At 33.4% G+C, this 18,152-nt stretch carries 23 protein-coding genes; 7 read left to right on the forward strand and 16 right to left on the reverse strand.

The window, feature by feature from the left end; all coding sequences use genetic code 11:
- Positions 1–140: 140 nt before the first annotated feature.
- Positions 141–911 carry a YibE/F family protein gene (locus MKY51_RS09880; protein WP_339171520.1) on the reverse strand — a complete coding sequence of 257 codons (771 nt, stop codon included), beginning with the start codon at positions 909–911 and terminating at the stop codon, positions 141–143.
- Positions 908–2,047, reverse strand: a complete 1,140-nt coding sequence (locus tag MKY51_RS09885; RefSeq protein ID WP_339171522.1) for a YibE/F family protein — start codon at positions 2,045–2,047, stop codon at positions 908–910. The genes MKY51_RS09880 and MKY51_RS09885 overlap by 4 nt, the downstream gene beginning before the upstream one ends.
- Positions 2,048–2,462: 415 nt before the next feature.
- On the opposite strand from MKY51_RS09885, the gene MKY51_RS09890 reads away from it, so the two are divergent.
- Complete coding sequence (locus MKY51_RS09890; protein WP_339171524.1) at positions 2,463–2,903, forward strand: hypothetical protein; 441 nt, start codon at positions 2,463–2,465, stop codon at positions 2,901–2,903.
- 140 nt (positions 2,904–3,043) lie between these two features.
- Here MKY51_RS09890 and MKY51_RS09895 read toward each other — a convergent pair whose 3' ends face one another.
- The 5 genes from MKY51_RS09895 to MKY51_RS09915 form a co-directional block, all read right to left on the reverse strand.
- Positions 3,044–3,436: a hypothetical protein gene (locus MKY51_RS09895; RefSeq protein WP_339171526.1), complete on the reverse strand. Its 393-nt coding sequence runs from the start codon at positions 3,434–3,436 to the stop codon at positions 3,044–3,046.
- A gap of 55 nt (positions 3,437–3,491) precedes the next feature.
- Positions 3,492–3,875, reverse strand: coding sequence for a hypothetical protein (locus tag MKY51_RS09900; protein ID WP_339171528.1), 384 nt, complete (start codon positions 3,873–3,875; stop codon positions 3,492–3,494).
- Positions 3,876–4,246: 371 nt separating this feature from the next.
- Positions 4,247–4,420: a Fe3+ hydroxamate ABC transporter substrate-binding protein gene (locus MKY51_RS09905; protein WP_339171529.1), complete on the reverse strand. Its 174-nt coding sequence runs from the start codon at positions 4,418–4,420 to the stop codon at positions 4,247–4,249.
- Between the two features lie 140 nt (positions 4,421–4,560).
- On the reverse strand, positions 4,561–5,070 hold the full coding sequence (locus MKY51_RS09910) for a DUF3916 domain-containing protein (RefSeq protein WP_339171531.1): 510 nt from the start codon (positions 5,068–5,070) through the stop codon (positions 4,561–4,563).
- A gap of 165 nt (positions 5,071–5,235) precedes the next feature.
- Positions 5,236–6,339 carry an S-layer homology domain-containing protein gene (locus MKY51_RS09915; protein WP_339171533.1) on the reverse strand — a complete coding sequence of 368 codons (1,104 nt, stop codon included), beginning with the start codon at positions 6,337–6,339 and terminating at the stop codon, positions 5,236–5,238.
- A 469-nt stretch (positions 6,340–6,808) separates the two neighbouring features.
- Here MKY51_RS09915 and MKY51_RS09920 point away from each other — a divergent pair, with 469 nt between their 5' ends.
- Positions 6,809–8,464 (forward strand): methyl-accepting chemotaxis protein, encoded by a 1,656-nt coding sequence (locus MKY51_RS09920; protein ID WP_339171536.1) that lies wholly within the window; start codon positions 6,809–6,811, stop codon positions 8,462–8,464.
- 183 nt (positions 8,465–8,647) lie between these two features.
- Here MKY51_RS09920 and MKY51_RS09925 read toward each other — a convergent pair whose 3' ends face one another.
- The 4 genes from MKY51_RS09925 to MKY51_RS09940 all read right to left on the reverse strand — a co-directional run bounded on the left by MKY51_RS09925 (position 8,648) and on the right by MKY51_RS09940 (position 11,364).
- Positions 8,648–9,121, reverse strand: coding sequence for a hypothetical protein (locus MKY51_RS09925; protein ID WP_339171539.1), 474 nt, complete (start codon positions 9,119–9,121; stop codon positions 8,648–8,650).
- Between the two features lie 213 nt (positions 9,122–9,334).
- On the reverse strand, positions 9,335–9,892 hold the full coding sequence (locus MKY51_RS09930; protein WP_339171541.1) for a hypothetical protein: 558 nt from the start codon (positions 9,890–9,892) through the stop codon (positions 9,335–9,337).
- 118 nt (positions 9,893–10,010) lie between these two features.
- Entirely contained in the window at positions 10,011–10,787 is a 777-nt protein-coding gene (locus MKY51_RS09935) for a polyphosphate kinase (RefSeq protein WP_339171543.1), read from the reverse strand.
- A complete protein-coding gene (locus tag MKY51_RS09940; RefSeq protein ID WP_339171546.1) occupies positions 10,780–11,364 on the reverse strand; it encodes a sigma-70 family RNA polymerase sigma factor in 585 nt (194 codons plus the stop codon). The genes MKY51_RS09935 and MKY51_RS09940 overlap by 8 nt, the downstream gene beginning before the upstream one ends.
- A 206-nt stretch (positions 11,365–11,570) precedes the next feature.
- Here MKY51_RS09940 and MKY51_RS09945 point away from each other — a divergent pair, with 206 nt between their 5' ends.
- Both MKY51_RS09945 and MKY51_RS09950 read left to right on the forward strand, forming a co-directional pair.
- A complete protein-coding gene (locus MKY51_RS09945) occupies positions 11,571–12,413 on the forward strand; it encodes a sialate O-acetylesterase (RefSeq protein ID WP_339171548.1) in 843 nt (280 codons plus the stop codon).
- Positions 12,410–12,943 carry a PadR family transcriptional regulator gene (locus MKY51_RS09950; RefSeq protein WP_339171549.1) on the forward strand — a complete coding sequence of 178 codons (534 nt, stop codon included), beginning with the start codon at positions 12,410–12,412 and terminating at the stop codon, positions 12,941–12,943. The genes MKY51_RS09945 and MKY51_RS09950 overlap by 4 nt, the downstream gene beginning before the upstream one ends.
- Before the next feature lie 99 nt (positions 12,944–13,042).
- On the opposite strand, the gene MKY51_RS09955 is transcribed toward MKY51_RS09950, so the two are convergent.
- Positions 13,043–14,008 carry a zinc-binding dehydrogenase gene (locus MKY51_RS09955; RefSeq protein ID WP_339171551.1) on the reverse strand — a complete coding sequence of 322 codons (966 nt, stop codon included), beginning with the start codon at positions 14,006–14,008 and terminating at the stop codon, positions 13,043–13,045.
- Positions 14,009–14,154: 146 nt separating this feature from the next.
- A complete protein-coding gene (locus MKY51_RS09960; RefSeq protein WP_339171553.1) occupies positions 14,155–14,463 on the reverse strand; it encodes a hypothetical protein in 309 nt (102 codons plus the stop codon).
- 389 nt (positions 14,464–14,852) lie between these two features.
- Here MKY51_RS09960 and MKY51_RS09965 point away from each other — a divergent pair, with 389 nt between their 5' ends.
- On the forward strand, positions 14,853–15,542 hold the full coding sequence (locus tag MKY51_RS09965; protein ID WP_339171556.1) for a diphthine--ammonia ligase: 690 nt from the start codon (positions 14,853–14,855) through the stop codon (positions 15,540–15,542).
- Positions 15,543–16,131: 589 nt separating this feature from the next.
- Here the strand turns inward: MKY51_RS09965 and MKY51_RS09970 are convergent.
- Positions 16,132–16,422 (reverse strand): 3-isopropylmalate dehydrogenase, encoded by a 291-nt coding sequence (locus MKY51_RS09970; protein WP_339171558.1) that lies wholly within the window; start codon positions 16,420–16,422, stop codon positions 16,132–16,134.
- 34 nt (positions 16,423–16,456) lie between these two features.
- On the reverse strand, positions 16,457–16,936 hold the full coding sequence (locus MKY51_RS09975; protein WP_339171560.1) for a hypothetical protein: 480 nt from the start codon (positions 16,934–16,936) through the stop codon (positions 16,457–16,459).
- A gap of 295 nt (positions 16,937–17,231) precedes the next feature.
- Between MKY51_RS09975 and MKY51_RS09980 the strand changes: the two genes are divergently transcribed.
- Complete coding sequence (locus tag MKY51_RS09980) at positions 17,232–17,438, forward strand: helix-turn-helix transcriptional regulator (protein ID WP_339171562.1); 207 nt, start codon at positions 17,232–17,234, stop codon at positions 17,436–17,438.
- The gene (locus MKY51_RS09985) at positions 17,435–17,734 is read left to right on the forward strand and encodes a hypothetical protein (protein ID WP_339171565.1); all 300 of its coding nucleotides are present in this window, start codon (positions 17,435–17,437) and stop codon (positions 17,732–17,734) included. The genes MKY51_RS09980 and MKY51_RS09985 overlap by 4 nt, the downstream gene beginning before the upstream one ends.
- Before the next feature lie 54 nt (positions 17,735–17,788).
- On the opposite strand, the gene MKY51_RS09990 is transcribed toward MKY51_RS09985, so the two are convergent.
- A complete protein-coding gene (locus MKY51_RS09990; protein WP_339171567.1) occupies positions 17,789–17,935 on the reverse strand; it encodes a hypothetical protein in 147 nt (48 codons plus the stop codon).
- Positions 17,936–18,152: the final 217 nt, after the last annotated feature.

An 18,152-nucleotide genomic window follows, 5' to 3' on the forward strand; every position in this document is an offset into this window, starting at 1 on the left:
ACCTAGCTGCTTTTTACTGTTACGTTGAGAGAATACTAAAAACCCAGCTATTATCTTATTACAGATAAGCTGGGTTTAAATTATTGATCGGCAGCTAATATAATTAATGTTTTTCCAAGAGATAAATGGGATGCTTTAAATTAAGATATAATATCTGTCTTTTTACGTGTTAAAAAATATGCTGTAATCCAAGCTGTAACTGGTATAACAAGGGTCACACCAATAGCTGCACAACAAATGGTAATCAATTCACTGCTGAATACTTTAGAATTGAAGATTTCCCCAAAAGTATAAGATAAATCTTTAAACCATATGAGTAAAGCTAAGTAACCTCCAAAAAAGGCAAAAAATAATGTATTGGTACTTGTTCCTAAAATATCACGACCGATGCTTAATCCAAAATAAAAGAGTTCTTTTCGTTCAATACGCGGATGATGAATATGCATTTCACGCATTGGAGAAGCAATGGCAATGGCTGCGTCTGTAATCGCACCAATCGTACTCATGATAATAACAGATACAGCAATTTTCACAAAATCAAGACCGATATAAAATGAGAACATCCCCATTTCTTCGGTTTCTTCCTCACCAAACCCTTGTATCATCGCACTATTCGTGATGAAACTAATAAAGATAACCAATACAATTGTTGTGACGATTGTTGCGTAAAAAGCGGTTTTTGTTGTCCAGTTCACTTCATTAATGTAAAAAAGATTAATACAACTAATAAATACACAGGCGATGAGTGTAAGGATAACTGGATTGAGTGTAGGATCATTCATGAAAAATAGCAACACAACGATTACACCAAAATTTAAAAATAGCGCAATAAACGAACGAATCCCCTTTTTCCCGCCGATGATTGCCATTAACATGAATAATATTCCCGATAGTAATACTAATACATTCATGATTGTGCCTTCTTTCTATTTATAAAAAACATAGTTGTGTATAATCCAACTGGGATCGTCAATACAATACCAATCCCGCCAGATAACGCACGTACAAGTTCTAAGGATAGATTGATGGACATTGTATATCCAAACGGTGACGCATTTTTAAAATATAGTAAAAGGATTGGAATCGATCCACTGACATATGCGAAAAATAATATATTGGTCATTGTCCCCATTATATCTTTACCAATTTCTAAACCTGATTTAGTAAGCGCCTTAATAGAAATAGTCGGATCTTTTTCATACAATCCGAATAGAGAAGAAGACATCGTTATGGCAACGTCCATTACCGCTCCTAAAGAGCCGATAAATAATCCAGCTAGAAAGACGGTTTTATATGGTCGTGTAATAAATTGTAATTCTTCATAATGCAGTCCTTTTTCGCTTGTAATAACTAAACATAGGTATGTAATGGCGAGTGATAAAAATGTGCCTACTAAAGTGGCAATAATTGCTGCGAATGTCTTTTCATTTCTACCATTTACAAGCAATAATGAAAAAACTGTAAAGATGATAATGCTCAGTGCACATATCCATAATAAGCTTTGATTTGCATATTTTATGTAAATATCAAGTGCAAACCATAATAATGTTGCATTGAAAGCCAAGCTAATTACAGATAACAGACCTTGTCTTTTACCAACTATAAGTAAAATAAAAATAAAAACCCATAAAACGACGACGAGGTATTTGTCCCGTTTTACACCTGTAATTGAACCAGTCAGTATTTCATTTTCTCTAGTCACAGAGTTAATCGATACAAACACTTCACTACCTACATTAAATTTCTGATCAAATCCTTGCGACATGGAATAGTCATTTATAAGATTAATTCTCGATCCTTTTTCCTCACCATTTTTCACTTCAGCAACCAATTTCTGTTGGTATAACACATCTTTATTATGATTTGGATCTTCCACTTCCGTTGAACTAATATCTGTTATTTCTATCAGTTCAGCAATTGAGCTTTTATAGAAAGCATGGTTTTGATTAACCCAAATCAGGGATGCTATAAATAAGCAGACAAGGATACTAAAGAATAATCGCTGCCGTTTTGTTGTTTTTTTATAAAATAATTGCAAAGTCTGCATACGTTTCCCCCCTCTTAATAAAATGATATTATATTATTCAATTTGAAATAAAGCAAAATGGTGTTTATTCACCAAAAACAATTTAAAAGAAAATAGCCAATGCCAAAAAGGGCCATTCCTTTGATTTCAGGACGCCCAATCGGTAATTCGTTGTTCAGCTAAACGCCTTTTTTTAATAAAGAGACCTCTGTCAACCAGTCTTACTCATTTAATTCATTATTTATTTGATTTCCTCAATCTTTTCAAGAATACATTCATGAGATTAAGAATAACATTATCCCCTTACAACAAGAACATTAGAGGAATTTATGAACACTTTCTAGAAGGATTATTAGATCGAATTGTAGATGTCTTTTACTTCAATGTCACATTTTAGTGGAATCAGCCGTCTTTAAAAATTCTAAAGGAGGTATGTATGAAAAAGGTATTATCTTCTTTATTAGCCGTAGTTGTATTAGTAGGCGGAATGTATGTTGCAATTAACTCTGCACCACCTAAACCAGTCCTTACAATTGAAAATAAGACAGTAGAAGTGGCACAAAGCTCTTATTGTTGGAATGGGCTTCTTAAAACACAATGTGTTGATATGATTTCGCCACCTGACCTGATTGAACATCATAAAATCACCCCAGTTGTTGTATCACCTGGTGCTGACGTAAAAATAAAATTCCATCGTAAACCATTGGAAAACACGTTAACCGCATCGATATGGTCCAGTAACAATGAAATAACAAATGCTCCATTAAATGAAAATGTATTATCCGTCCCAAATGAAAAAGGTTTTTATATTTATAGCCTCTCAGCCTATTGGAAAAAGGGAAGTTCAAGCTATGTCTTTGTAATTGAAGTTAAGTAAGTTTTTTTATTAATTTTTCTAGTGAAAGAGAATTTAAATTTTTACATAAATAATTATAATAACATTCTTAAATCAAAGTTTTTGAGCACAAAAAAAGAGCCAAGTGTTGAATTAACAGCATTTGTCTCTTGTCAGAGTTATTACTGATGAATAATTTCAATTAATCGTTCAACTAAATTACCAGAAATTTTATAAACTGTACGAGTATCCTCTTCATCCATTATTGTGGCAGCCTCTTTATTATGTACCCAGAGATAATATGTTTTTTCTCCGATTTCAACTTGATAATGTGGGTCAAATACATCAACAATACCGGCAACCTTCTCTGCACCCTTAATTATTTCTTCAATACTATTGATTTCTTCTGAATCTGTTATTACATTTAACGACTCCTCTATAATCTCCGAAAATCCTATCATTTTATAGATACTAACACTTTCTACACTATCAGTATTATCAGCCTTTTCTTCATTGATTTGTTGGCAACCAAATAATAAAAGTGTTAAAGACAAAATCAAAATATATTTCCCCACTAAAATCACCCTTAACTAAAATTAGATTAACCTTGTGTGAAATTTTATTCTCATTTCACTTATTATTTTTAAAGAAAAATTTAATCCAGCAATTGTCATTTTCATTTAAAAACTTTAAATCTTCAATCGTTATTTGCTGCGGATTGATCCGATATATATTTTTAGAAGGTACTTTTTCATTGTGCCATATTGACCAAAATTCCACTCGGTTTTGTTCTTCAACATTTTCCTTAATATAGTCAACAAGTTGGTTTAAAAACATTTCACTATTATTCCCTCTTACTTTGTAAATATTAGACTTTTGAATTTGACCGCCTGCCTCGATAGGAGGGTTTTGTCTACAAGGAAGAACTTCAAACTGTTCTCCGAAATGGTTTTCATCTAAAGCTGTAACAACTGGTAAAGGGTTTTTGGAAGCAAAATAACGATAAAGGCTCATTATATTCCTCTTTTCTATGTATTTCCCATTCAATTATAAACTAAATAATGGAAATATCGGGCTACCCCAAACAAATGGTTGCCTTTGGGTGGAATATCTACACCTATTTCTTCTGAGTTATGGTTTACTAAAGCATCCATACCTTAATTTTTTATCCTCTAGCTTAGTTAAAATTTGAATGGTAGCCTCCTTTTCAAATCATATTTCAACTCTGTAATTTAACATGTTCTAATTAAAATAACCACCTGGAATGTTGACTAATCAACATTCCAGGTGGTTCCGCAATTACTTAGGATTTGGTTCTAATACTATAAATGGCCCTATAATTGGAGAAAGCACATTAAGGAAAGCGCGCCATAATTCTTTAACCATTAATTAGTCTTAATATTATAGCAATCCTCACAAATTATTCTTCCTTCATTTTGTATATAGGCTTTAATTTCAGTCATACCTTTTCGTTCTGGATAACGCATTTTCACAAAAACTACTTCGTTTCCCTTAATTTCTTTATCGCATTTAATACATTTAGGCACAATTTTAAACAATGTATATCTCCACCCCTCAATCAAGTTAATCTTTTTTACGTTTAACTTTAAAGAAAAGTTTCGTAGTTCATTAAATGGACCTATAATGGAAAAATGCGATTTTCTTATTCCGTTAGTTTAGGAACAATGTTATGTACAACCTACTTTAATTCACCTATAAACCAAATATCTCTTTTATAAATTCCCCCATCTTCATCGGTTATTTCTTCTTTAAATCCTAAAACATTCATATTTTGAGGGATATTTATTCTCCATTCACTTTCAAAATTTCGTTCTTTGGAAAGGGGCATCCACTTTTGAAATTCGTCATTTCTATTGAAGAATCCCTCGAAGTGAGAATCACCAACAAACACTATAATTTGGGAATCAAACAACGCTGGGAAACTAATATAAACAATCACTCGAAACTTATCAAGACTATTCGGTTTGCTTTCAATCAAATGTTTAGCACGTTCTAATAAAGTTTGGACACAAACTCGCTTAATTCCAAAAGGGGTCCTATCTGAATCAATAAAATCTTGGGCAACTGGTAAATGAAGATGCCAATATCCATGATAAAAATCCAAAGGAAAATAAGTGGTTTCTTCTTCAATACGCTTTATCATATTTCCTGCTTTTCGCTTTAAACCTCGTACCTTCTTATTACGCATTTTTATCTCCTAACTTTATCCACTCAATTTTAACCTTTTAGTTTAGTATATAATTGCTTATTTTCCCGTTGCCCTTTTGAACTAAACTGCTTCTTTAGATTATGTAAATTAAAAGCGCGTTCCCAAATAAACGCACATAGATTATGGTATAAGGGGTTAAATAAATTATCTAGTTCTCTCAACCTTATGATATGAACCTGCTTTAGTAGCCTCATAATACTTATAGTAAATGGCCATCTTATTACCTTTATAAACTGCGCCTGTACTTTGAACATAATTGAAGATTTTAATCATGTCTGCAGTTGAAACACCCTCACGTTGAGCAAAAGCCTCTATAAATTCTTCTTTCGCCACAAACGTTGGCATTGTTGTATTACTATCTGCTTTCAAAAACTCTTTGTACATCGCCAATTGTTGTGCCTGGAATGTAGATAGTTCCTCTGCCGATAAGTTACCTACTTTTGGTGTTTTTTGGTTAGCTAAAATATCCGCATATTTATCACTATACTTCTCATACTCAGAAACTGGCGTTTTTACTAAGTTCAATTCATATGGATTATAGCCAGTCGTTGGAATGTCTATGACACCTTCTTCTTTAGGTAATTCAATCGGTTCCGCTACAAACTCGGGATCAACATTAATGGAACGGTGCATAAATACCGCGAATTGTTGACGTGTTAATGATTCAGTCGGACGGAATGTCGCATCTTCTAAATAACCTGTTGTTATACCATTTGAATAGAGAGCACGGACATAATCGCGTGTTTCCGCGTCACCCTCAACTGTATCTGCAAAATCGTATTGAGCTTTGATTTTCACATCAAAGGCTACTACTAAGATTTTTGCCATTTCTGCACGAGTTAAAGGCGTATTCGGACTAACTTTATTATTTGCATCAGCAGACAATAAACCCGCTTGCATTAATGCATAGACAGCTTTCGCATGGCTATTCTTTTCATTTAAATCGCTTGGCATCTTCACGTTTTTATTAACGACAGCTAGATTTCCACCTAAGTAGCGATAAACTAATGATGCTGCGTGTTGGCGAGTAATTTCTACTCCACCTCGGAATGTACCATCTTCGTAACCATTGATCACTCCTTGTGACGCCATTTCATGAATAATATCATAGTTCACATTATTCTTTGTAACATCTTTAAAAACTTTATCATATGTAGCAGCTTCAACAGTTGAGCTGGTCATTGGAACGACAATAGCTGGTGTAGTAATTGCCAAAGCCATTGCCGAGAGTAGTAATTTGTTTTTCATAATTGTGTTTCCTCCAAGAAGTAAGTACTAATTGATATATCGTCATAATAACTACTCATATTAATAAAAAATAGATCTTATAAAAACGTGGCTTTCTTATTGAAGAATTGCGCCCAGATTATGGAATAAGAAAACCTCTACACCATAAAGTTTTTTATCAAACTTTACTACAAATGATCGAACTAAATTATTAATTATCAATCTTTATTAAAAGACCACCAATAACTGTACAAAAAACATTTGAGGTTGGTTAGTTATGCACTACCGAGCCATTGTTCTTTAAACAAAGTAATAATACTAGTTTACCTTCAGAATTTCCAATATTAAAACATTAATTTTGAATATATTAACAATAGAAATTTATGCCAAGCTGCTATATAATTGTTAAATGTCATAAGAACTTAGACCTACATTTAGTGAAAATAAGGAGAAGAAAACAATAAGTTTTAAACTAGGCACCAAAATAAATTTGCTATTTATTAGTGTTATATTATTATTTTCACTGATTATTGGTTTAGTAGTTACCAATCAAGTACGTTCAGGAGTAAAAGATTTTGCGCTAGAAAAAGCAAAAAGCGATTTAGATTTAGCCTATCGCTATATTAATGAAAGATATCCGGGTGACTGGAATCTGAAGAACAACCAGTTGTATAAAGGGGATGTTCTGATAGATGAAAATTATGAGATTGTAGATGATATTGGGGCAGATACGGATGGTACTGTCACAATTTTTAAAGGCGACACACGTGTTACTACGAATGTAAAAATTGACGGGGAGCGTGCAATTGGGACACAAGTTTCCGATGTAGTAGCGACTGCAGTTTTAAAGAATAAGGAAAAATTCTACGGTGAAGCCGATGTTGCAGGGAATAAATATCAAGCAGCCTATGAACCATTAGTAAAAAGCAACGGGGAAGTAATTGGAATATTTTATATAGGAGCCTCGCAGTCAATGATTACCTCCATTGTCTCTCAGATCATAAAGAGCTTTGTTATTGTCGTTTTAATTATGATTGTCTTAGCAACCGTAACAAGTCTTTACTTTTCAAAAGGCATTAAAAAGCGTTTAAGCGACGTTTCGGCTGTTCTGACAAGCGCCGGTATAGGGGATTTTTCACAACGACTTACGGCATCTAAAAGTGACGAAATTACAGATGTAGCGAACAACTATAATAAGATGGCCGATAACTTGAAGATATTGCTCCAGGAAGTTTCCAATCATTCCGATATAGTCGAGCGTTCTTCGGAAAATGTGTTAGAAAATGCGAAAGAAAATGTTGGTTCAACGGAACATATCGTTAAATCGGTGACGAACATCACGGATAGCCTTTCGGATCAACAGGAAATGATTGAACAAAGTGTAGTCGCAATTAGTGAAATGACGATTGGCATAGCGAACATTTCAGAAAACACAGCGGATATTGCTGAATCATCGGAACAATCAATGACTCAGGCAAAACAAGGCTTCTCAAACGTTGAAAAAGCGGTTCATCAAATTACAACGATTTATGAAGCCAATACGAAAACAAATGATGTTATTAAGGAATTAGAAAAACGCTCATTAGAAATAGGCAATATAACAAAAGCTATAACTGATATATCAAGCCAAACCAACTTATTGTCATTAAACGCTGCGATTGAAGCGGCAAGAGCTGGTGAACATGGGAAAGGATTTGCTGTCGTAGCCGATGAAGTACGTAAGTTATCTGAGCAATCCAATGCATCAGCTAAAATGATTTCAGACATTGTAAGCGCAATACAAAAGGACACTGTGAGGGTTTCCGAATTTATGAGCCATACACATAAAGAAATTGAGAGTGGCATTGTTTATGTGAGTCAAGCTGGCGAAACATTTGAAAACATCGTCAGTGAATTTGAAAAATCTAATGCACAAATACAAGAGCTATCAGCCATTTCAGAACAGATGGCTGCAAGTATGGAAGAAATTAATGCCTCTATTGAATCGGTTGCCGAACTATCACGCGGCACTTCGGAACATGCGGTAACCATTTCAGGTGAAACTGAGGAACAATTAGCATTAGTAGCTCAAATAACTGACGCTACAGAAGGACTTACGACAACTGCAAGTGAATTGCGCGGTTTAGTTCACCAATTTAAAATATAAATTGAAAAGGCGTAGCTCGAATGAGGTTTTTCATTCGGCCGCGCCTTTTGTAATGGTTCTACTTCACTCATGTTCTTTTTACACTATTTTTTAGCCCTTTAATACAAAAAGCTTTCCTTTATTCAAGGAAAGCGCCCAGATTTTTGAGTATCATTCATTTTCTTTTTTTAGTCTAATAATTCATTACTTCTTATGAACCTTCACATATACACTTCCAAATAGTCTATCACCAATATAAGCATCTAATTTCCACATTCCACTCTTAGGTAAACTCATATTAGATGGCATATGACGATCTGCCCCGTTATTTGCACCACTTATTCCCCCACCAGTGACATAGATTTCTTCATTATCATTTTCATGTGTGGCAGTAATTTTCACCTCTCCTTCAAGCTCCTGTTCTTCACCCCAAAAATGCCACATGTATTTATTGACTTTATTAGGATAAAATCTAAGATCTTCGCTATCATCATAGATAAAACCTAATCGTCCTTCTTCACCAATCATTGTATAGTCGCCCGATTCAAATAATGGACTTTCATTCCAATTGTGTTGAATTTTATTTTCTTTTTTCTCAATTGAGTTTTCATCATTACAGCCCACAATTACTAACGATAAAAATACTGCAATTATTAAAACTAATCTTTTTTTCAACATGAATACACCCCCTGCAAACTTTTATTTATTCTTGAAAAAAATACTTACTCTTTCTTATTTTAAATTTTTGTTGCTCCATAATCTGGCCTATAACGGAAAAACACGATCTTCTATAAGGGAATAACAAATTACATATTGAAAAACCCCGCTAGATTTATTAAGACTATTTTCAAATTCTTCCAAAAAATTGTGGTAGAAGAAAATATCAAAAATTTACTTTTTAATTGGTTTAAGTGTAGAATAGATTAACTTACCAGATTCAGAAGGTCCTCTAATATTTACAGGCAATACTAACTCCCCATTAGTTTTAATGTAAAAAAATTGAGTTTTTCCCGAATTAATTATTAATGCATCTTCAAAGTGGTTTTTTTGAGTTTCGACTTCTATTTTCTTAATATCAGGATTGATAATTTGACCGAAGTAGTGTGATATTTCCCCTCTTGAACCTGCACTCCAATTTAATTGATCACTCTGCGATATATGATAATCAATCGTAGATATTGTAGTTTTGCTGCCATCTTCATTTATTATGTCCCAATACCCTAACCAGTTTTGCTCTAACCGGGCAATCGTAATCGAATGATTGTCTCTATAAATGGTTAACCATTCCTCACCAATTTTCCTCACTAAATAGACTTCTTCTGTTCCTTGAGACCAATTTTTGGTGATTTTAAATACATCTTCTTTATCAGGCAGTTGTTTGTGATTATAAAATAGAAACGCAGTTAAAAATATTGTTATTAAAACTATCCCAGTAAAAATCTTTCTCATTAATTTCCCCTTCTGATTTCAAGTTTACTGTTGCTTTAATTCTTTACCGTAATATGCTTTATCCCTCCTTGAATTAAAGCACTCGAGTAAGTGCTAATTAGGAACCAGTTTGACATTGCTACTCCTCTGGATCGGCAAGTAATCGTATTCCATTACTACCTGTAATTCCATCTTTAAAGGGGTTAGTATTATAATGTTCATCTAATTCATGTAACACTTCATGCAGCTCTTCTAATGTAGGTTCCCAGTTGCTCACACCCTGTTTAAGCGCTAGTTTAGCTAGTTGCGCCGCTTTTTTAAATTCCTCATTTTTTTCTTTATCTTCTCCATGTTCTATGTTTTCTAACAAGTAAATAATACTTTCTAAATATTGCACATATATAGATGGTTCTAATTCATTTGGACTCATATAGATAGCATTATCTGTAATTACTGCTGCCTTAAGGTGCGCCGCATATAAATTGTAATTAGAGTCTGAAAAATCATAATAAGTATAGGTTTCCGTTTTGTAATCGTATTTATAAAACCTCTCAGGGTCCCAAAAAGTAAACTTCCTCCCAACTTCCAACACTTTTTTCTCATTCTCCTGTTCCTTATCATTGTCTGAGACAGCAAGTGAGCCTTCATTATTTTGATTTTTACCAAGATGATTTTCAGTTTGATTAGTATCTCCGGCAATTTCATTAGTTCCTTCATGATTATTAACATAAATAAAACCAAAAAATAAAACTCCTACAGTAAGTACGACCGTTAGTATATTTTGAAAATAATGCGGCTTTGTAATTCTATTTTGTTCTACTTTATGAATCTCATTCATTATCATTCTTTTATTATCTTCTGTAAATGAGGTCTTAATTTTCTCTTCAAAATTTAGTTCTTTAAGATGTTTATCCAAGAATAATCCCTCCTTTATTAATCATCTCTCGTAATTTCTTTCTTGCCCTTACTAAACGTGATTGTAGTGTACTTTCCTTTTCTTTCAAAACAAAGCTGATCTCTTTAATGGACAACTCTTTATAATAATAAAGAATTATGACTTCTCTATATTTAACAGGGAGTTCCATGATTTTTTCGAAAAGACCTTCATTTACACTGCCTCGAATATACTCTTCTGCTAGATCACTACTTTGGTTTTTCTTGATATCTTGCTGAGTTAGTCGTTGAAATAAATTTTGCGGACGTAAACGGTGCTTTCTTATGTGGTCTTTACACTTATTTGCGGCAATTGAGTAGATCCAGCTTTTAAGAGAGGCATCCCCCTTAAAAGAATCTATCTTCAAATATACAGTCACAAACACTTCTTGTGTAACATCATCGGTATCTGCTTCATTTCTCAAATATGTATAAATGAATTTTTTAATTTCATCCCCATAAGTATCCATAATGTCTTCAATGGCTTCAATTGGTTTTGATTTTATTGTATCTAGTGAATAAGTATCGAATTTATTAGAATAAACCTCCTTATTAACCATTTTTAACACCTCCATTTTGGTTCTATATATAAGACGTCATTAATGAAATTTATATTGCATTTTTTTACTAAAATAGTTCAATTTGTTAAAAATAAATTAGGTTTAAATCGCTTTTGAGCTTTAGCTATAAAGAATTGACGACAGTCTAATTAGACTATATAATTTTGAAGTCTAATTAGACTATTGAGTAAAGGAATGAATATAAAATGATAAAATCTTTTTTGATGTTAGGACAATCCAATATGGCAGGTCGTGGCTTTTTGCATGAAGTCGACCCAATCTATAATGAAAAAATAAAAATGCTTCGTAACGGACAGTGGCAAATGATGACAGAGCCTATTAATTATGACCGCCCTGTTGCTGGGGTAAGTTTAGCAGCTTCATTTGCAGAGGCATGGTCAAAAGCCAACCCGGATGAAGAAATTGGTTTAATACCCTGTGCAGAAGGTGGCAGTTCCTTAAATGACTGGCATCCTCAAGGTACTCTTTTTCAACATGCTTTATCTGAAGCTCGTTTCGCACTAGAGTCTAGCGAAATTTGCGGTATACTTTGGCACCAAGGTGAAAGTGATAGCAATAATTCTCTTCATGAAACCTATTATGAAAAATTATCTTTAATTATTGACTCTTTGAGAAAAGAATTAGCACTTGAAGATGTTCCGTTAATCATCGGAGGTCTTGGTGAATTTTTAGGAAAAACCGGATTCGGAAAATATTCTACAGAGTATCAAGAAATTAATGATCAATTACGTAGATTTGCAGATGAACAGCAAAATTGTTATTTCGTAACAGCAGAAGGGCTAACGGCCAATCCGGATGGTATTCATTTGAACGCTGTTTCCCAACGAAAATTCGGTTATCGTTACTACGAAGCATTTTCGAAAAAGGGTCATATTTTAGAGCCTCTTGCTGAAGAGGAACAATCCCTACAAATCACTAATAACTATTCGAAAACGGAACAAATTTATATTCAAAGTATGAATTTGGCTCTTGGTAAAATCACATACAAAGAATTTGAAGAAAATATGGCAAAGGTGATGCAACTTTGATTCCCTTACTTATCCTTGGCTTACTTATGCAAAATCCTGGTGCTCATGGCTACGAGCTTTTAACTTTAATGAAAAAGCGGCATTATAAATATATCGTGAACTTCACTAAAGGATCATTTTATTACAATTTGCAACAACTTGAAGAGAAAGGTTTCATAGAACAAACACATCAGACTCATTCTAAAAATGGACGCGAAATTCATCCCTATGAAATCACCTCTTTAGGGATTGAAGAATTCGAAAAGTTAATGACCAAATATGGGACTAAATCCGAGTATGTAAACTTACAATTCTACGGGGCATTATTGTTTGCAGATGAATTTGATACGAATAAATTATTAGAATTAATCCAATCCCAAATTGATCAAACGGAAGCTAGAATCGCTCTTCTTGATGAATACTTAGCCAACACCAATGAATCTCCTGGTAAAATTGATTATTTTCGCCGCATGAATGAAAATTCTCGTTCTCACCATCTAGTGAACTTGAAATGGTTTAAAGATTTGAAGGCAGACATAGAAAAAGTATAGATTAAAGCTATAATCCTCTTCCGCTCACTGGTAAATGAAATAAAGGGCGTATCCTTATTAAAGGAACGCGCCCTACTTGATTCAGTTAACTTTTCTCCACTAGACTTTCAGTAAAACTTTCCCTTCATAATTCCGGCTCTCAATTAATTCATGAGCTGCAGCAGCATCCTCTAAATTAAAAATTTGTGCAATTGGAAGTGAAATCTGTTGTGAATTAAATAGTTCAATTACTTTTTCAGCAACAGGCGCTAATCGTAATGGATCATGTTCCCTTGTTGTACCTAGGCTAAATCCTTTTATGTTTCGACAGCTACTATGAACATCACTTGTTTTAAAGTGACCAGCTTCCCCACTGCTATTTCCAAATTGAACAAGCGTCCCATATAAAGCTAAGCAATCTAAGCTTCTACTTGTTACAGAACCTGCAACAGAATCGAATATAATGTTTGCACCTCGACCCTTTGTAACTGTTAAGACTTCTTCGGTAAATGTTTCGTAAGTGCAAACTACGTCAGCCCCTAGTTCTTTCACATAATTAGCTTTTTCAAGATTACCGACTGTTCCAATGACTTGTTGAATGCCTGCAATTTTCGCTAATTGAACAAGCATTGAACCTACACCGCCAGCAGCACTATGTATAACAATAGTATCAGATTTTTTTACTAGCCCTATCTCATGTAATAGTAGGTACGACAAGATGGCTACTGTAGGCATTGCAGCTGCCTGTTCAAATGAAAGTGTGTCAGGAATTTTAAAAACTAGCTTTTCATTTGCACGTACATATTCTGCATAGGAGCCATCTTTAGGAAATGCAATGACACGATCGCCAATTGAAAAATTCGAAGTAGGAGCGGTTTCTACAATTATCCCGGCACAATCTAACCCTAATATTAAAGGAAAATTCCCTTTTCCTTTATTCCCAATCCGTTTTTTAATGTCTGCATAATTCACACTTGTATAAGCGACCTTAATTAAACATTCCTCATCTCCAATTTCCGGTATTTGAACATCCTTGTATGAAAGGACATTTGCATCCCCAAATTCACTTTGAATTATAGCTTTCATTTTCTCCCCCTCTTTCAATTCTCAAGTAGTCTACTAGTTCATTTTTGACCTTGTATTAACTATCGTAAAATAAAAAGGGAAATATTAACATAATACTTTAGGTTGATTATTTAATGGATGGACATACTTAACCAACAGCTCCAACATTATTGATTTTCTATATGTTCGATTTGTTCTAATATCCAGGATTTATCTCCTTCTTTTGAATATAAAGAAAAATATTCTTTATTTTCCTCAATTAAGTTCCATACCATTTCTTCTTGAACTACAATCTTAAATGCTTCTTCTTTAGTTTGATTATTCGGATCGTATGCTTTAATCCAATACTCTTTAAAGTCACTTGAATGCCCCTTTTCAATAACTATCAATATCGAGGCCGTTGATTTAAAAGGTCCTCCACAAGAGGCGAGAACCAATAAAACGACTATAATCAATAAAATTGAAACTTTTTTCATCGTACTCCCCCTAATCTTTAAATCTCTCATTTTAATTTCAATATTCCTACCCGTCACTTTTTAACAATATCTTCTAAATTGTAACCTAGAAAAATCAGGCTGAGTTCAATTATTTTGCCCTTTAAAGGAAAAGGAAAAAAGACCCTCTCCTAATACAAGGAACGCGCCCTAAAATTGCATACTGGAATAACCTCATTTAGTGATCGGACATCTCAATTCTCTGTCGTATGAAGGAATTTTATTGAAATAATTTTTTCTTTTATTTCAACCTTATTCTACCAGGATACAATACTAGCCTATTTATAAGGTCCATTCGTGATAAAATTAAACAAATAATTAGAGCTATGAAAACTCATTAAAGTCATTAAATATAAGGGGGAAAGATAGAAATGGCAGAATTAATGGATTGGAAAAATAGTGCTTACGGGCAAAAATTTATAGCTTCTTTTAGCGGAGGAAAGGATAGTGCCTTAGCTCTATATAAAGCAATGATGGTTGGAGAAGCGGTTGGACTGATTGTCATGCTGGAGGAAGAAGGAAAACGTTCAAGATCTCATGGAATGCCTCCGGAACTCATTCAGGCCCAAGCTAAATCCATAGGTTTGCCCGTATATACTGCAGCTGCAAGTTGGACAGATTATGAAAAAGTATTTATACATCTTTTAGAAAAGGCTAAAAATCAAGGAGCTGAAGTGTTAGTAACTGGAGACTTAGATATGCCGGAACATGGGTGTTGGCATGAAAAAGTTACGAAGTATGCTGGATTAAAGCTTGGAATGCCTTTATGGGGAATGGATCATCATCAAGCTGTCGAAGAGTTCATAAATTTAGGTTTTGTGACGATTATTGTAACTGTAAATTTATCACTTGGAATGCGAGAAGACGATTTAGGGCGAATGTTAACTCATGATTACGTGAAGGAACTTGAAGCTCGTGGGGTTGACCCTTGCGGAGAAGGTGGAGAGTTCCATACTACAGTATTAGATGGGCCCATTTTTAAACATCCTATTCCAGTCCGTAAATGTGAAATTATTAAGGACGGAGAATATGCTTTTTTACCCTTAGAGCTAGATGAGTAACTCATTAAGCCTGAGAAAAATACAAAACGAAGAAGCGTGTTTTGTAATGGATCAAATCACGCTTTTATTCTCAATATAGTTACCTTTTTGTAAAAATTAAGAATCGCGCTCATTCGTCATCTCTTTTACTACTTGCCTCTTAATGAAAAAGCGTTCCTGTAAGAGGGTAAATAGAAGTTATAACATCCCCCAGAATAGATTGATCTCATTGGTAAGGAACCGAAGAATCATACCTATTGTTACCACCTGAATTATTTGTTTTGGAGACTGATATAAAACAAAAATTGTGGCGAACCAGAGTAACAATTCAAGATTATATTTAATGTAAAAATACCAAACTCCAAAACCAAAAGCCTGTCTTGTAATAAGCATAAATATAATTGATGAAATAGTTATAGCTACAATACCTTTTCCTTTTGCATACCAACATACAATAGCCAAAAATGGCGAGATAATAGTCATGAAAATCCAAATCATCATATATGATTTAGGAAAAAAACCAGCCACCAGAACTGTGTATAGATAATAGCTTCCGACCATACCTGCAAAAAACAAAAAAGTATTTATGGCAGACCTGGAGAGTGGTGAATTAGGTAGTTCTGTTGTATTTCCTTATTACAGTCATTAAAATGGCAATAAAAAGAACAATAACACTGTTTATTAGTAAATATTGCCCTATCTGGAAACCGTAAAATATCGCAAAAGCATCACGAATAACTAAAAGTGCTAATACACCCCCGATTGCCCCAAATAAAACTGCTGATATAAATATTGCAAAAGCCCAAGAGTATAGATTTTCCTTTTTCCTGTAGGATATAAATCCAATAACATTTGCAACAACAATTAAGAAAATCATAAGGATTAAGAAAAAATTAGTCATTTAACCCCTCCTTTGTAAACGTATTTTTTGGAACCTAAAAAATTTGTGTAAAATGTTTAATTAATTGTAATTCGAGGTCTCTAATAATTATATTTATTTCTGCATCTATAATTTTCATTTCAATTATTGTCTTGTCCCACTCATTTAAATTAGAGCGCTTTACGCATTTTTGAAAACTTCTAACCCCAGAAAAATTATCCAAATATAGTGGTTTTTTCGCAATAAGATTATAGATATTGTCATCAATTTGCCAGTGACCGAATTGAATCTTTATATTTTTATTCATTTTATTTTGTGTATCAAAATTAAAAACTATTTCTTCAGTCTCTTCATCAAAGTGAATACCGGTTATTTTTAGATAAAAACTGTTATCATTTATCAACAACAATTGTATGCCTTCGTGGTCTTTTTCTTCTCCCACAAATTCCTGCCACTGTTCATCAGTCCACGAATCCATTTTAGATGTATCAAAGGTTTTCATTGCTAAAACAACGTTAATAATTTCTTTTGCCATCCTTAGCGAAACCTCCCTAATATTTGGTATTTAAATTGTATCATACTCGTAAACACAGATCCCCAGGGGATGTTTGGCCAACGTTCATAAAAGTAGGTTATTCAACTACATGACCATATAACGGAAAAACGCAACCTTCTTAGTGAAGAATTGCGCCCGAATGGTTAATAATAAATGCCATTAAAAGATGATAAGCTACACTTCTAAATTTTGTTTTAGTATTTGAATTGTAATATATTCTTTACATTTTGTTGTAAATATATTACAATTAATTTAAAGGCACAGGTGATTATTAATGTTAGAAAATGAAATTCACGTATTTAGAGCAAGAAAGAAATTGACACAACAACAATTAGCGGACCAGATAGGAGTGAGTCGTCAAACAATCGCAGCCATGGAGAAAAATAAATACAACCCATCGTTAATTCTGGCTTTTAAAGTGGCGAACGCATTAGACGTTCCTATTACAACTATCTTTAATTACAAGGAGGAGAATAAATGAGTTTAATTATAGAATATGCTATTTTCTTTTTAGTTATATTAGTAATAGCAGCGGAGATTTATAAGATTAGATTTGAAAGTGACAAGGAGTCTAAAGATGAACGAGGACTACAATTAATTTATAAATCCAAATCTCTTTCCTATTCAATCTTGTCAGGCGGGATTATACTAGGAGTTATTTTAGTTGGTGTATTGAAATTAGTTCCAATAGAAGCATTTATAATGATTATTATGATAACTTATTTTATTCAAAGTATAGCTTCAAGTGTGTATTTATATCACTCAAGAAAAATTTAAAGCTCCCGATCTTAGTAACTAACGGGAGCTTTTGTGCATCAAAGACTAACAAATTTATAACAGCCATTCAAATATTTTAGCAAGTAAAAATAAGGGTAAAGCGACTAGAGTAAAACCGACAATGAAGTATGAAATATAGTATAAAGTTGACTTTAATATATCAAAGACTGCGCCTGCCAAGTCATCTACAAATTTTAACATTCAATCACTCCACCTTTAAGTATTTAAAATTATTATAAATCAAACTGTATAATTTATCTATAAATAGAAAATCATGTGTTATTTGATGTTTGGTGGTATTCAACTAAAGCAGGCTATACTACAATAAGTCTGAATAACGGAAAAACGCGATTTTCTTATTGAAGATATCGCATCGATTATTGTTTAAAGGGGTATCAGTTTATGTGTATATTTAAAC

The sequence above is a fragment of the Solibacillus sp. FSL R5-0691 genome, from assembly GCF_037974225.1.
Taxonomy (GTDB): Bacteria; Bacillota; Bacilli; order Bacillales_A; family Planococcaceae; genus Solibacillus.